This is a genomic window from Mesorhizobium sp. M7A.F.Ca.AU.002.02.1.1 (genome assembly GCF_003998535.1).
In the GTDB taxonomy this organism is placed as follows: domain Bacteria; phylum Pseudomonadota; class Alphaproteobacteria; order Rhizobiales; family Rhizobiaceae; genus Mesorhizobium; species Mesorhizobium ciceri.
In genome coordinates, this window is the sequence record NZ_RZPB01000060.1 from 1 (window position 1) to 15,314 (window position 15,314).

Here is a 15,314-nt window from a genome sequence, read left to right on the forward strand (position 1 = left end):
ATCCTGTTCATGTCGGTTCCCCTTTTGTTTTTGCTGGGGAATTGTCTCACAGACGCCAATCGGCTTGTCAATGAACAGCTTGGTGAGGCAACCGGCAGGCCCGGCTCTGCTGTCGGCCAATGGCTACCACCGCCAGAAATCCATCGTGGCTAATCCAAAATGGCCTCAATAATCGTCGCAGGTGCACTCCGCCGACGATATACGGTCATTCCAGTCGCTGCCGCCGAAATCGCGGATCCGGCGCCGGATCTCGATCGAGCGGCCACCCATCCGGGAGTCCTCATAGGCAATGAGTGTGCAACCCCGGCGCACAATCACCGACGACACACGGTCGTTCCAGAACTGGCCGCCGCGAAAGTTCACGGAATCGTCGGGGCCCATACCGATGGACCGACCGCGAAAATTCGCGTGCTCGAACATCATGCAGGCGGGCTCATCATTGTATTGGGCGCTGGCGGCGTCGGCAAAAAGTACGGACGCGACAGCAGTCAGGATGGCTAGACGTTTCATCTGATGTTTCCTCGGTTTTTGCCGCGGCCCCTCCGACTGGATAGCGCGGTCCGGCCAATTTGCCAATGCTTCGGTCGCCTAGCGGCTGTCAAACATCCAGCTGCGGTTGCGCCACATTTTCTCGCCGACCAGGCAGTCGGTGGCGGGCTTGTCCTGCGCCAATACCACCGGCGGATGCGTGGCTTCTTCTGCCGCCCATTGCGGCGAGGCCGGGCCGGCGAGTTCCAGCACCAGCTTGCGACGGATGGCTTCGGGAAACTGCGTCCAGTCATTGACCGGAATCATGAAGGCTCCGGGTCCGCCGATGACGCAGTCGCTGTAGTAGCGATCGAGATTGCTGACTTCGTAGGCGCCGGAAAAACCGCCTCGCGTCATCAGCGGCAGGCCGTTGATGACGATGCCTTGCTTGATCAGATCGTCGCGGGTCAGGTTGACCGGCGCGCCTTGATTGTTGGGGCCATCGCCCGAAATGTCGATGACCCGCTTCGTGCCCTGGTAGCCGCTTTCGGCGAACAGGTCATTGCCGAACTCCAGCGCTCCGGAGATCGAGGTGCGCCGCGCGCTGTTGGGCGGCTGAGCGGATAGTTGCGCAACCACCCGCTCGGCGTCGGTGCGGCTGGCGATCACCGTCCACGGCACGATGACGCGCTGCCAGTTGGTGCCGGCCCATTCGACATAGGTGACGGCGATCTTGCCATAAGCGCCATCGGCAATGGCCTGCAGCACATTGTCGTGCGTCAGTGCCGCGGCGTAGCCGTGACGCTGGATCTCGAGTTCGTCCGGAGACATCGACAGCGAGACATCGACGGCCAGCACCAGCTCGACATCGACGGGCTCGTCAGCTTGGGCCGCGGGCGTCAACCAGAGCGTCAGTGCGAACGCGGCGCAGCCTGAAAGGAAATGTCTTGCGCAGGCAAAAGCAGACATGCCGCGAAGGTAAGCGAAAACCGTCGGCTTAAAAAGAGAAAAGCCCGGCCGATGGCCAGGCTTTTGCCTTCATGCCCTTTGCGCCGGCTAGCAATCAGCTGCGCGGCTTCAAATTCTCCGGATCGTAGAGCGGCTTGTAGCCGACAGCCGCCACTTCGACCGGATATGTCTCACCGAAATACTCGATCGTGAGCTTGCGGCCTTCCTGGGCGTACGCCCACGGCAGATAGGCAAGACCGATATTCTTGCCGATGGTCGGGCCATAGGCCATCGAGGTGGTGAAGGACCGCCGGCCGAGTTCGTCGACCAGCGTCTCGCCGGTCTTCGGATCCATCACCGGCATGGTGCCGACGGGATAGCGGGCAACGCCTTTGGAATCGACATTCTCGGTCATCACCAGCGTGCACAGCATGGCCGGCTGGTGCTCGCGGGCGCGGTATTCGACGTGCTTCGCCTTGCCGCAGAAATCGTTCTCCTTGACCTTTGGACGAGCGAGATCCGCTTCGAGCAGATTGTACTCGGTCAGAAGGTCGGCGTTCTGCAGGCGCAGGCTCTTTTCCATGCGGCGCGTGTTGGCATAGGTCTCCACGCCGAAAGGCATCACGCCGGTCGAGCGCAGCGCGTCCCACACAGCGAGACCGTCCTCGTAGCGCATATGCAGTTCCCAGCCCTGCTCGCCGACATAGGAGATGCGGAAAGCGGTGACGTCCTTGCCGCCGATCCGGACCGGCTTGATCGCCGCGAATGGGAAGTTCTCAACAGAGAGCCCGTCCGGGTTTTCGACCACCTTCTGCAAGGTCGCCCGGGCGTTCGGTCCCCAGATGCCGATGGTGACGAACTTCTCGGTCACGTCGGTGATGGTGACGTCGAAACCTTTGTCCTGTGCCGTGCGGCGCATGTACTGGAAATCGCGCGGGCCAGCATCCGCGCCGTCGATCAAACGACAGCGGTCGGCCATGCGAATAACGGTAAAGTCGGCCCGCACCATGCCTTCCTCGTCGAGGAAGTGGGTGTAGATGCCCTTGCCGATGTTGTTGTCGCCGCCAATCTTGGCTGCGCACAACCATTCCAGCAGCGCGACATGGTCTGGACCTTCGATGTCGTACATGGCGAAATGCGACAGGTTGACGATGCCGCAATCCTCGCTCATGGCGAGATGTTCGGCATTGGAGACGCGCCAGAAATGGCGGTTGTCCCATTCGTTCTCACGCACCGGCACCCGGTTGCCGTATTTCTCCAGGAGATGCTCGTTGGCGGCATAGCCGTGGGCGCGCTCCCAGCCGCCGAGTTCCATGAAATAGCCGCCGAGTTCCTTCTCGCGTTCCCAGAACGGCGAGCGCCGGATATTGCGGGCCTTGGAGAACGGCTCGCGCGGATGCACCGCCGGATTGTAGACCTTCATCGCCGTCTCGGTGCAGCGGTCCCAGATGAACTGCTCCTTGGTCTGGTGCGGATAGAACCGTGCATAGTCGATGGCATGGTGATCGATTGCGGTGCGGCCGTCGGTCATCCAGTCGGCGATCAGCTTGCCCATGCCGGGACCATCCTTGACCCAGATGGCAACGGCATACCACAGACCCCGCACCTTCTGGCTTTCGCCCATCGACGGGCCGCCGTCCGCGGTTACCTGGAGAAGTCCATTGAACGAATGGCTCTCATTATAGCCGAGTTCGCCGAGGATCGGCGTCAGTTCCATGGCGCGTTCGAGCGGCGCCAGGATCTGTTCCATGTCGAGATCGCGTTGCGACGGCGAAAGCCGCGCCTGGTCCTTCTCCAGCAGGTCGCGCGGGTGGCAAAGGCGCGGATTGGTCTCTTCGTAATAACCCCATTCGATCTGCCCGCCCTCGGCGGTCTTGGGATCACCGGTGTCGCGCATATAGGCCGAGTTGCCCTGGTCGCGCAGCAGCGGCCAGCCGATCTCCTTGCCGGTGCCGGCGAACTCGTTGTAGGGGCCGAAGAAGGTCAGCGGATGGTCGATCGGCATGACCGGCAGGTCTTCGCCGACCATTTCCGCTATCAGCCGGCCCCAAATCCCGGCGCAGACGACGACATAGTCGGCCTCGATGGTGCCGCGGTCCGTTACCACGCCTGATATGCGGCCGTCCTTGACGACCAGCGACCGGGCCGATGTGTTGGCGAAGGATTTGAGCTTGCCCGACGCTTCCGCCTGGTCGACCAGCTTGCCGGCGACCGTCTGCGAACGCGGGATGACCAGACCGGCATCGGGATCCCAAAGACCACCTTGAACAATCGCTTCTTCGATGAGCGGAAATTTTTCCTTGATCTCGGCCGGCTCGATCAGGCGCGCGCGCGTGCCAAACGCCTTGGCCGAGGCGATCTTGCGCTTGATTTCTTCCATTCGGCTGTCGTCGCCGACACGCGCGACCTCGAGGCCGCCGATACGCGCGTAATGACCCATCTTCTCGTAGAAATCGATGGAGTAGAGCGTCGTCCAGCACGACAGGAAATCGTGGCTGGTGGTGTAGCAGAAGTCGGAGGCGTGCGCCGTCGAGCCGATATCGGTCGGGATACCTGATTTGTCGATGCCGACAATGTCATCCCAGCCGCGTTCGATCAGGTGATGGGCGATCGATGCGCCGACAATACCGCCCAGGCCGACGATGACGACCCTCGCCTTTTTCGGAAACTCTGCCATTGCCCGCGACTCCAAAGTGATAAAGCGGGCGGACTATAGGGCGGAGCAGCAGCACGATTGAAGCCTGTTTGCGACATTGGCAAAAAGCCGAGCGACCAGACGGCAGAATGCTTCACACCGGGCGCCTGGGGCGGTTCGCTTTCCGGTAGGCTAACTCAGGCGAAGGCCCAGATGTCCTCGGCCTGGAAACCGACCTGATAGCTACGCATCGAGATCAGCATTATTATAAAAGATCTTACTTATATACTTCGATGAAAGATAAATCTGTAAGTATATTAATTGTTGCAATCGTTATGAGATATGGCATACTAATAACTTAACGAATTAGAGCGCATGCTGGGCGGGAAAACGCGTGCTCAAAGGTCGATTTTCAATTGCGCTCCTCTTGGCTTTGGTCACCTGCGGGCACTCGCAATCCGCATCACTCGACACTGGAGACGAACGTTTTCTCTGGCTCACCTCTTCGTCGATCGATCGCGTTGCCGTGACATACTCGCAGGGAACGCTCTATGTCCCCTCAGATCTATTTCGGGAACGAAATCCGAAGGCAACCATGGATATCAAGCAAGTCGCGCTACGACTGAGCTATCCTGAACTGAAAGCTGGCCGCGGGCCAAACCCCCAGATCCGGGGGGAGGAGGATCTGCTGCCGCTTTCGGACGCACTCGGAGTGGCGGCCTCCGTTCCAGGCGGCCCACTAAAAATTCATATTCCGCAAAACCTCCTGCTTCCAATTATAAATGACCTCGATGCTGGTATTAAATTCGCCTCGTTTCGCGTAAAGGATAATGCTAAGGGGTATCTCTCTCACAATATCTACTATATTTCCGCGCCGGATCCTATGTACATTATGTGCACTGGATATTCTTCTGTATCATCGTGCATGATGAGCTTTGATAGGGCTGGATTGCGCTGGATGATCATGGCGCCTCGTAAATATCTTCGAGAGGACGTCTCTAGGTTTCACAAACGTCTTTCGGCGCTGATTGATTCATTTTCTGAAAAATAGGAGCGTATCATGCCAACTTCACAGCAGATAAACGATATTAACTCTGCATATGCGCTTACCATCTCGACGGGTGACGCGTCTCATTACTACGATGCGCTTTCCGCCGCTGGCATCTACTATGGAAGCATGGCACATGGTGTCGTGAACGCCGACTCGTTAATCGGAATTGTTGCTAACAACTATGCCAAGAACAAAATAGATGGCGATTTCGCGTCAGGACTCTTTGACCAACGTCGCGATGCGCTCATGCTGGAACTCGCTACGCGTGACTACGCTCTTCGGTCAACACAAACTGATTGGAACCTTACGGGGCGGCAAATTTCCGACTATCATGATGCAGCATACCAAACTGTTTTCCCCGAGCTCTCAGGCGCGGCGGAAGGGTGGACACCCTACTACGAGGTTCGAGCTCTCAACGACTATGATTTCTGGCTGGTCACGTCGAGTGCGGATCTGTCTCAGTATCTATCCTACTTTAGAATGAATATTCCGCTGACAGTCGGCGATGCTACGGCGAAAAACTATGCGCTCCAATGGTTCCAGGATATGGATCCATTTGTGTTTAATCTATCTCAGATGAAATTTATTATCGGGGACGATGTTCTCGCCAAAAGCTTGCTCCAGTGGGCCGCTACCCATACGGGATTCTTGGATAGCAAGCAGTCATATCTGTTCGAGCAAAAACCGTATGCCCCAGCTAACGACACCGATGCGTCTGGTTTCCTTGGCAGGTTCATTCATGGTCTCCTGATTGAGGAGGCGGTTTCAGGAACCTCAAATATCCTGCATGCCAGCACTGACTACAAGGAGATATCGTTCGACCGGAGCGATCTCCCCACAACTCCCCATGGGACTGAGTTCGATCACGTGATCAACCAGACCATCGGCACCGCAAACGAGTTGACTCTTGCAGGGTACAATTCCGAGTGGATGCAATCGGATTCCTACAAACTGTCGAACCCTTACTATTGGGGGCTCGACCCGCATAACATCGTCAATATCAACGGCGCCACCTTCATAGCCGGAAATGCGGCAACATCGGCGAACAAGGATGGAAATCTGGTTGTCCTGCAGGGTGACGTTACCAGCTTCACCTTGAACAGCACCTCTCAGTTTATTCTTGTTGGGAATGAAAAGGACAACGAGATAACCTTGGTCAATCCGGATCAGGGATTTGTCTTTTCTGGCGCTGGAAATGACCACATCATAGTCTCGGGTGTTGCAGACAACAGCTGGGGTATAATCCTGCCGGTCATGATTGATACGGGCAGCGGGAACGACACGATCGAGTTCCAGGATTCGAGTCACTTTTTTGTCGGCTATGTCATGACGCCCGATGGCGGGCATGACGTCGCTGTTGGAAATCTAGAGAAGTATTGGCCATCAGATCCCGCTTCAGACTATTCTGCTCCCTTGAATAATTTCCTATTGTCTGGATTAAGCCTCACCGATCTGGATCTAGAGAAGACATTGGTCGCGCAGCGTACAACAACGATACATGCAAGTGAGCAATGGTATGAGATAGACTATGTTACGAACTGGTGGGATGTAAAATATACCCTCAGCGGCAATGACGGAGCCACTTCAATCGAAATTGGTACATATTCATTTAGCTCCAACAAGGCCTACTACATCAGTACCGATGTGCTTTATGGAGACTACACGGTAGACTTTGGTATGTCTTCAGAATGGACAGGGTCGGCGCATGTTATTAACGGGTACTTCGGCAGATCGCAGGTTTTTAATTCATTCTCGTTGGCTTATTTGGACGAAAATGACAACGCGCACAGCGTGGCAATGAACACCGTGTTTGATATGGGATTCGACCCAGCATGGCTTGTTGCCGCTTGAAGTATGTCTTGGGTGAGTCACCTCGGTCTGGATCAGTGGCAGTAACAAGCAATATGCTTGAGCTATGCATAGGATTTTGTGCTGAAGTAGGTGGAACGAGATCTCCATGACCCGATCCCCCGAGAAGATAGGTTCTGGGGGATTTGAAAGGTCACTTGTTGCGGCGAACAAGGCGGTAATCCTCGCAACAGCGGTGATAAGCGGCGTCATAAACGTATTGGCGCTAACTGCCCCCTTGTTCATGTTGCAGGTTTATGACCGTGTGCTTGCCAGCCACAGCGTCCCAACACTGGTCGGCCTCGGGATGCTTGCGTTCGGCCTATATGCCTTTCAATGCGGCCTTGACATCATTCGTGCCCGCGTTCTTCTACGCGTCGGTGAGCGGTTCGATCACCAGCTTTCCGGGCGCGTTCACGACGCAGTCGTCCGCCTTCCACTCGAAACTCGCATGCCCAGCGACGGATTGCAGCCGCTGCGCGATCTCGACAATGTACGCAATTTTCTCTCCGGACCCGGTCCGACCGCGTTTTTCGATTTACCTTGGATGCCCTTTTATCTCGGCCTGTGTTTTCTACTTCATTTCTGGCTTGGTATGACAGCAATGGTCGGCGCGATCTTGTTGGTCTCGCTTACCGTTATTACCGATGCGTCTTCCCGCAACCCAACTCGAGAGGCACTCCGGCATAACACGGTGCGCAATGCCTTGCTGGACGCGTCCCGTCGCAATGCCGAAGCTATACGTGCGATGGGGCTTAGCAATCGCATGACCGCGCGCTGGCGCCTTGCAAATTCGGACTACCTTGCGGCAAATCGCAGGGCCAGCGATGTTGTTAGCGGCCTAGGGGGCGTTGCAAAAACACTTCGTTTGGTTCTCCAGTCCGCAATCCTGGCAGTGGGTGCATGGCTCGCTATCGAGCAGCAGGTCACACCGGGGGTGATGATTGCCAGTTCCATCATAATGGGCCGCGCACTAGCGCCCGTCGAATTGGCAATCGGAAGTTGGAAAGTGTTCCTGATGGCGAGACAGAGTTGGATCCGCCTCAGGGATTTGCTGCTGATGATGCCTGAAGAGACAACTGTCTTGGCCCTGCCCAAACCGCAATGCGAACTGCGTGCCGCAGGCATCACCGTCGTTCCCCCTGGTGAGACGAAGCCGACGGTCTTCGCAGCAAACTTCGTCATGCGCGCGGGGAGCGCGCTCGGCATTATTGGCCCTAGCGGTGCGGGGAAGTCGACGCTTGCCCGCGCTCTCGTTGGCGCCTGGACCCCGGCGAGCGGCAAAGTGCGTATTGACGACGCGTCACTCGACCAGTGGGATCAGGAGGCAATCGGTCGCCACATCGGCTACCTGCCACAGGGGGGCGAACTTTTCGATGGCACGATCGCAGAGAACATCGCCCGCTTCGAATCCGACGCGAAGCCGGAGACAATTGTATCAGCCGCGATGGCGGCTGGCGTTCATGAGCTTATCCTGCAGTTTGATAAAGGATATGAAGCCCGCATTGGAGAAGCCGGATCATCCCTTTCGGCAGGGCAACGCCAGCGGATCGGCCTTGCCAGGGCACTCTACGCCGATCCGTTCCTCGTCGTGCTCGATGAACCCAATGCGAATCTTGACGCCGATGGCGAAGCTGCTGTTGTGAAGGCAATCGCGGCCGTGAGGGAACGCAAGGGGATCGCAATAGTTATAGCGCATCGACCGAGCGCGCTAGCTGCAGTCGATTTCGTTCTCATGATGGAGGCCGGTCGGGTCAAAGCCTTCGGACCACGCGACGAAGTTCTTTCGAAAATATCAAAGGTCCCTTCTCCGAATCCTACCATGGCTGGATATCCGGGCTTTTCTGTATCGGCCAGGATGCTCGCGCCCTTCAAGATGGTCGCAGATCCGAACGAGTCAAAGCCGGAGGTCGCTGAAATCTTGATGGAGGGATCCGATGCCAAACGTTGAGGCCGAATTGGTTTCAAGATCTATCCGGCGGCACCTCTTCATTGGCGGCACTTCCTGCCTTTTCTTGGTGGGAGGCATAGGCGGGTGGGCGGCCGCAACCAATCTCTCTGGTGCAGTCGTGGCTTCCGGCACCTTTGTCGTCGATAGCTATGTCAAGAAAATCCAACATTTGACTGGAGGCGTTATCAGCGAGATTCTCATCAAGGAGGGGCAGAAGATTGCTGCCGGAGATGTACTTGTGCGCCTCGATGCAACGCAAGCGCGGGCAAACCTTGGAATCGTCACCAAGAGGCTGGACGAATTGACTGCACGGCTCGCTAGACTTGAGGCCGAGCGCGACGACGAAGACCAGATTGCGTTTCCAGGAACTTTACTTTCCCGGCTTGACAACACCGATATCGCCGCAGCCGTTCAGAGTGAGCGTCGACTGTTTGAGTTCAGGAAGGAAGACCGAGCGGGGAAGAAGTCCCAGTTGCGCGAAAGAATTAAGCAGTTCGCGCATGAGATCGATGGCCTGAAGTCTCGCGAAACAGCCTTTGATCGTGGGCTCTCTGTGCTTGATGCCGAGATCGCCTCGCTTCAAGTGCTCCGGGCAAAGGGCATTGTTTCTGTGTTGCGATTGAACGACCTGGAGCGAGAGGCGGCGACCCTCGGCGGTGATCGAGGCGAGGCGATGGCCGGCCAGGCTCAAGCAGCAGGCCGAATATCGGAAGCTAGACTGCAGATCCTGCAGATCGACTCCGACCTGAAAACTGAAGTGAGCGCCGAACTTCGTGAAGTGCAAGGTCAGATCGGAGAATATATCGAGCGAAAGATCGCGGCCGAGGATCAACTCAAGCGAATCGACATCATCGCTCCACAGGCTGGCATCGTGCACCAACTGGCATTTCACACTGTCGGCGGCGTCATTTCGCCAGGGGATGTGATTATGTCGATCGTTCCCGATAGCGGCGGGCTCGCGCTGGATGCCCAGATCGCACCGCGCGACATCGACCAGATTGAGCTTGGGCAGAAGGCAGTGCTACGCCTCTCGGCATTCAATCAGCGTACCACGCCAGAACTCAATGGGACGGTTGTCCGTATTGCAGCTGACCTGACGACTAACGAGCGCTCAGGATCTTCCTACTATCAGGTGCGCTTCGTGGTAGCGCCCGAAGAACTGGCGCGGCTAGACGGACTCATTGTTCTTCCGGGAATGCCCGTTGAGGCCTTTATCAAGACCCACGAACGGTCTGCGTTTTCATATTTCGTGAAGCCGCTTTCCGATCAGATCAGTCGTGCGTTCAGAGAGGACTAGGCCACGTCTTTGTAGCAATGGAGGGGGTCGTCTGCTCTATCTTCCTTCACACGAAGGCCCAGATGTCCTCGGCCTGGAAACCGACCTGATAGCCTGATGTCTTCAGCTTGACCACGACCTGGCCGATCTCGGCGGCCGGCAGCGCGCCGACCTCGACCTTGATCATGCCGGGACGGTAGCGCTTGAGGTCGAGTTGTTCGAAGACGATCCAGTCGGCGCCCTCGCAATCGACGAGGAAGGCGTCGATATGGGTGATGCCGTTGCGGTCGAGCAGCGTCAGCAAGGTCTCGGATGGCACCTCGATGTCCCTGAGATGCGGCGCGAACTTGTTGAAGTTGGCGTCGGCCTCGCCCCAGGCATTCTTGCCCGACATCAGATTGGTGTCGGTGACCGACGAACAGCCGATGAATTCGATGGGCAGCGTGCCGGCCTCGAGCGCGGCGGCATCGAAAGTGTGGACGGTGATCGTGCCCTTTGTCTTCGTCACCGCCACCGGCTCGATGATGAAGCGGCTGATGTCGGGGTAGTTGGCGCGCAGCCGTTTCTGATTGTAGGGGATCGGCTCGACCAGCATCGCGCGTGCACCGGGAATCCTGTGCAGCCACGGCGTCACATCGTCGAAGAGCGCGCCGTCGCAGGCGCCGACATTGACCATCTGGAACGGCCGCCCCGCCCCACCAAACCGCGCCTTCAGCGCTGCCTTGGCCAGGAATTTCGTGCCGCGCAGCGACGGCCCGCGATCGAGAACGCCACTGGGAAGACCGAGCGACAGGGCAACGCGCGCCAGGCTGGATAGCGAACTCATGACTTGTCTCCGGGAATGATTTGCATGGCAGCGCGATTCTGGCCGCGAGCCACGGCCGCCCACAACGCCATGAACGGCGTCGCCAGCAGCAGGAATGGCGGGATCAGATGCGGGAAATAGATGCGCGTGTCGTGGATCGGGAAGACGGTGAACTTCGCCAGCGCGCCGAGCACCAGTGCCGCGAACAGGATGCCGGCGCGGCGGTCGAGGCGGAAGCCGGCGCGGTCGGCAGCAAACCAGCCGGCCAGTGCCAGCACCGACACGCCGACCCAGCTGTTCAGGCTGACGGCACGCAGCAGCGAGGTGGCAAATGCCCTGAGATAGGCAACGATGGAGAATGGCGGCTCGAACCCGTCCATATTGTAATGCTGCTCGATGCTGGAGAACCACAGATGCGGCCACCAGCCGGGATGATGCGCCCAGTGCGAGATGGCGAAATAGGCAACGAAGGAAGCGGCAAAGCCGGCCAGCGCGCCCCATGCCCTCTGCCGGAACGCAACCAGCAGCACAGCAAAAACAGCAAGGAAAACAATGTTGTCCGGGCGCACCATGAAGGCGAGGAAGAGCAGGATCGCCGTCGCCACCTCGCGGCCGCGGACATAGGCATAAAGCCCGCCCAGCAACAGCGCCGATGTGAGCAGATCCGGCGTTGAGGCGCGCGCCGCATCGCCGAAATCGGCCATGATCAGCACCGCGCCGACCACCGGCGCCAAGGCCAGTGCCCCCTCGGAGCGCAGCCACATCAGGGCGATCGCGCCGAACAGCAGCACGGAGAACACTGAGACCAGGCGCATCGCCTCGACCGGCGACATCACCGCGCTCATCGTCGACAGGATCTCGGCATAGAGGAACTTGATCCGGTACATGCCGAGCAATGAATGGAAGTCGGCGGCATTCTCCGCCATGTGGCTGCGGAAGCCGCCGCCATCGTCGGTCAGCGCCTTGTAGTCACCGGCCGACACGCCCGATTTGACAGTGTTGTAGGCATAGTCATGCAGCGCCTGTGCATCGGGATAGGTGCCTTCCTCCGCTATGGCGAGATAGGGCAGCATGTCCCAATTGGCGTCGGGCATCACCCACGCGGTGAACGCTGAAAAAAGAATGTAGAGCGCGAAGGCCGCGGCGCCGATCGGTGCCGCCAGCCGCGCATAAGTCCCCACGCCCCACGCCAGACCGGCCCCGGTGAGCCGGTCGAGTGGGTTCTGTGGAGCGGGCGACTTGGTCAGCATGTCTACTCAGCGAGTTTCGGTTTAACGGACCTGGCTTTTGACGAAATCCTTCACGATCGACACGATGCCGCGCGACAGCAGACTGTCGAAAGCATCGACGAAACGATCGACATGCTCACGCTGGCAGATCAGCGGCGGCTCCAGCCGGATGACGTTGCGGTTGTACTCGGTGAAGGCGACCAGCACGTCGTAATCGCGCAGCAGCAGCGCGCCGACGAAGCCCGACAGCGAGCCCTTCAGCTTGTCGTCGAGCACGCTGACGATCGGCCGCAGCACCATCGGCAAGGTCTGCGAGAAGTCGTGGAACTCCAGGCCGACCATAAAACCCTTGCCGCGCACATCCTTGATGATCTTCGGGTACTTTTCCCTGAGCGCCTGCAGGCGCTGCAGCAAATAGTCGCCGGTGACGGCGGCATTGTCGATCAGCCCCTCGTCGTAGAGCACGTTGAGCCCCTCGATCGCGGTGACGCAGGCCTCGCCCATGCCGCCGAAGGTCGCCATGGCATGGATCATCGCCGTTTTCGGCGTGCCATAGGCCTTCATGTAGACCTCGCGCCGCGCGATCATGGCTCCCACCGCCGCCTTGCCGGCGCCGAGCGACTTGGCCAGCGCGGTCACATCGGGAATGACGCCGTAATGCTCGAAGGCGTAGAAGCGGCCCGAACGGCCGTAGCCGCACTGCACTTCGTCGGCGACCCACAGCACGCCGTACTGATCGCACAGCGCGCGCAGCTTCTGCCAATATTCGGCCGGCGCCTGAATGATGCCGCCACCGCCCTGGATGGTCTCGAGCACGATGACCCCGACCTCCGGATCGGAGCGGAACAGGCGCTCGACCGCCTCGATGTCGGCGAACGGGATGCGGACCGTGTTTTCCGCCACCTTGAAGTCGGCGCGGTAAAGCTGGCCGTCTGTGATGCCCAGCACGCCCTTGGTCTTGCCGTGGAAGGAATTCTCGGCATAGACGATCTTCGGCCGCTTCGGACCGGCCGCGCGCTCGGCGAGCTTCACCGCCGCTTCCATCGCTTCCGAGCCGGACGAACCCAAAAATACCATGTCGAGATCGCCGGGCGAGCATTTGGCGATGTTGTGCGCAAGCGCTGCCGCATATTGCGACATGAAGGCGATGGCGATTTCCTGGCGCTTCTCCTCCTGGAATTTCTTGCGTGCTTCCAGGATGCGCGGATGATTGTGGCCAAAGGCCAGCGAACCGAAGCCGCCGAAGAAGTCGAGGATCTTGCGGCCGTTCTGGTCGATGTAGAACATGCCTTCGGCACGCTCGATCTTGATCTTGTGGAAGCCGAGCAGCTTCATGAAGTGGAACTGGCCGGGGTTGAGATGCGCCTTGAACAGGTCGGTCATGCGGGCGACATCCATCGCCTTGGCTTGTTCGACGCTGATCAAATCGGGCTTGGCGATGGTGACAGGCGACAGCGCCGGCGCGCTGACCATGGTGCGCAAATTGGTCTGTTCGGGCTTGGCCATGACGGTCATTTCAATCTCCTGTCTGCGCGCACGACCAGGATCGGGCGCAACGAAAGCTGTTTTTGCAAGCCGCTATTCGGCGGGCACATGTTTGGTGGCGACGGCGTGACCGGCTTTCTTTGCGCGGTACTCGCTGTAGGCGGCGATCAGCATGTCCTCGTCGCGATATTGCGGCACCCAGCCGAGCTGACGCCCGGCCTTGGACACGTCGAGCACGCAATCCTCGTCGGCGATCAGATACTGTTCCGGGTCCATGATCGGCATGTTCAAGAGGTCAAGCAGGTCCAGCGTGCGCTTGACCGCCCAGCCCGGTGTCGGGATCAGGATCGATTTCGAGCCGGCATGCCTGATCAGATCGCCGAGCAATTTCTTGACCGGCGGCGGATTGAGCGAACCGAGATTATAGGCCTCGTTTGGCACGCCGGCCTTCCAGGCCGCGCGCGCAGCCTCGGCGCAGTCGAACACCGAGATGAACTGATAAGGATTCCTGCCCGAACCGATCATCGGCACGGGAAGGTTCCAGTCGATCAGCTTGAACAGTTTTTCCAGAATGCCGAGCCGGCCGGGACCGATGATCAGGCGCGGGCGAAACAGCGAGATCGACATGCCGCGCTTGCGCCATTCGGCGGCGAGCTCCTCTGTCTTCTGCTTCGACCAGCCATATTCGCCCAGCGGCGCCACCGGGTGCTCCTCGGTCATCGGCTGCGTGACCGTGTGGCCGTAGATCATGTCGGTCGTGTAGTGGACGAGTTTTGACGCACCGGCTCCGTCCATGGCCTGCATGATGTGCTCGGTGCCATGGAAATTCACAGGGAAGAAGAAATCGTGCCGCTTGGCGCGCACCTGGATCGGCGATAGCATCTTGGCCGACAAATTGTAGACCATGTCGTCGGCCCTGAGCCCAACCGCGGTGACCGAGGTCGGGTCGGTGACGTCGCATTGGATAAAGCGGACGGTGCGGTAGTGCGGCAGGTCGCTCTTGACGATGTCGGCGACGACAACCTCTTCACCATCGGCCACAAGTTTCGGGGCAAGATGGCGGCCGACGAAACCGTCGCCGCCGAAAATCACATGTCTCATCGAACGATCTCGTTTGCTTGGATCTTGTCGGGCGTGATGGAAGCGGTCTGGTCCTCATGCCCTTGCTCACCCAAATCCCGCCCACTTTGCGCGATCAGCACCGTGCCGACGCAGATGAAGGCGATACCGGCGATCCGCCAGCCATTGAGGTCCTCGCGGAAGACGAAATAAGCGAAGATGGCGACGGCAACATAGGCGAGGCTGAGGAACGGGTAGGCGAAGGAGAGCTCGACCTTGGACAGCACATAGAGATGCGAGGCCATCGAGATGACGAAGGTACACAGGCCAAGGAACACCCAGGGGCTGAAGACGATCTGCAGCAGCTTGACGAGCGGATTGACGCCCTCGAACGAGATCGGTCCGAGCGACATCATGCCTTGCTTCAGCATCAGCTGCGCGGCGGCATTGGTCATGACGGTAAAGAGAATGAAGACGATGTATTTCATGTGTTCCAAGCCACCCCTTCGCGCTTCCTATTACAAACCCGCAAACATTTGGTGAAGTCCCAACAATATTT

General features: G+C 58.6%; 12 protein-coding genes. 4 read left to right on the forward strand and 8 right to left on the reverse strand.

Features of this window, described 5'->3' with window-relative positions; all coding sequences use genetic code 11:
• Positions 1-165 precede the first annotated feature (165 nt).
• From EN879_RS06380 to EN879_RS06390, 3 genes are all read right to left on the reverse strand, one after another.
• A complete protein-coding gene (locus tag EN879_RS06380; RefSeq protein ID WP_024501320.1) occupies positions 166-510 on the reverse strand; it encodes a peptidase inhibitor family I36 protein in 345 nt (114 codons plus the stop codon).
• A 78-nt stretch (positions 511-588) separates the two neighbouring features.
• Positions 589-1,437 carry a DUF1194 domain-containing protein gene (locus tag EN879_RS06385; protein ID WP_063168208.1) on the reverse strand — a complete coding sequence of 283 codons (849 nt, stop codon included), beginning with the start codon at positions 1,435-1,437 and terminating at the stop codon, positions 589-591.
• A gap of 94 nt (positions 1,438-1,531) precedes the next feature.
• Positions 1,532-4,093, reverse strand: coding sequence for an FAD-dependent oxidoreductase (locus EN879_RS06390; RefSeq protein WP_063168209.1), 2,562 nt, complete (start codon positions 4,091-4,093; stop codon positions 1,532-1,534).
• A 553-nt stretch (positions 4,094-4,646) separates the two neighbouring features.
• On the opposite strand from EN879_RS06390, the gene EN879_RS06395 reads away from it, so the two are divergent.
• From EN879_RS06395 to EN879_RS06410, 4 genes are all read left to right on the forward strand, one after another.
• A complete protein-coding gene (locus EN879_RS06395; protein ID WP_127224123.1) occupies positions 4,647-5,102 on the forward strand; it encodes a hypothetical protein in 456 nt (151 codons plus the stop codon).
• Between the two features lie 9 nt (positions 5,103-5,111).
• Positions 5,112-6,953 carry a hypothetical protein gene (locus EN879_RS06400; RefSeq protein WP_063168211.1) on the forward strand — a complete coding sequence of 614 codons (1,842 nt, stop codon included), beginning with the start codon at positions 5,112-5,114 and terminating at the stop codon, positions 6,951-6,953.
• Positions 6,954-7,059: 106 nt separating this feature from the next.
• Complete coding sequence (locus EN879_RS06405; protein WP_063168212.1) at positions 7,060-8,901, forward strand: type I secretion system permease/ATPase; 1,842 nt, start codon at positions 7,060-7,062, stop codon at positions 8,899-8,901.
• Complete coding sequence (locus EN879_RS06410) at positions 8,888-10,198, forward strand: HlyD family type I secretion periplasmic adaptor subunit (protein ID WP_063168213.1); 1,311 nt, start codon at positions 8,888-8,890, stop codon at positions 10,196-10,198. Before EN879_RS06405 ends, EN879_RS06410 begins: the two co-directional genes overlap by 14 nt.
• Positions 10,199-10,244: 46 nt before the next feature.
• On the opposite strand, the gene EN879_RS06415 is transcribed toward EN879_RS06410, so the two are convergent.
• From EN879_RS06415 to EN879_RS06435, 5 genes are all read right to left on the reverse strand, one after another.
• The gene (locus EN879_RS06415; RefSeq protein WP_063168214.1) at positions 10,245-11,003 is read right to left on the reverse strand and encodes an FkbM family methyltransferase; all 759 of its coding nucleotides are present in this window, start codon (positions 11,001-11,003) and stop codon (positions 10,245-10,247) included.
• Entirely contained in the window at positions 11,000-12,232 is a 1,233-nt protein-coding gene (locus EN879_RS06420) for a glycosyltransferase 87 family protein (RefSeq protein ID WP_063168215.1), read from the reverse strand. The genes EN879_RS06415 and EN879_RS06420 overlap by 4 nt, the downstream gene beginning before the upstream one ends.
• 21 nt (positions 12,233-12,253) lie before the next feature.
• Positions 12,254-13,684, reverse strand: coding sequence for an aspartate aminotransferase family protein (locus EN879_RS06425; protein WP_244514351.1), 1,431 nt, complete (start codon positions 13,682-13,684; stop codon positions 12,254-12,256).
• Between the two features lie 105 nt (positions 13,685-13,789).
• Positions 13,790-14,797 (reverse strand): NAD(P)-dependent oxidoreductase, encoded by a 1,008-nt coding sequence (locus EN879_RS06430; protein WP_063168217.1) that lies wholly within the window; start codon positions 14,795-14,797, stop codon positions 13,790-13,792.
• Entirely contained in the window at positions 14,794-15,243 is a 450-nt protein-coding gene (locus EN879_RS06435) for an EamA family transporter (RefSeq protein WP_063168218.1), read from the reverse strand. Before EN879_RS06435 ends, EN879_RS06430 begins: the two co-directional genes overlap by 4 nt.
• Between the last annotated feature and the right edge of the window lie 71 nt (positions 15,244-15,314).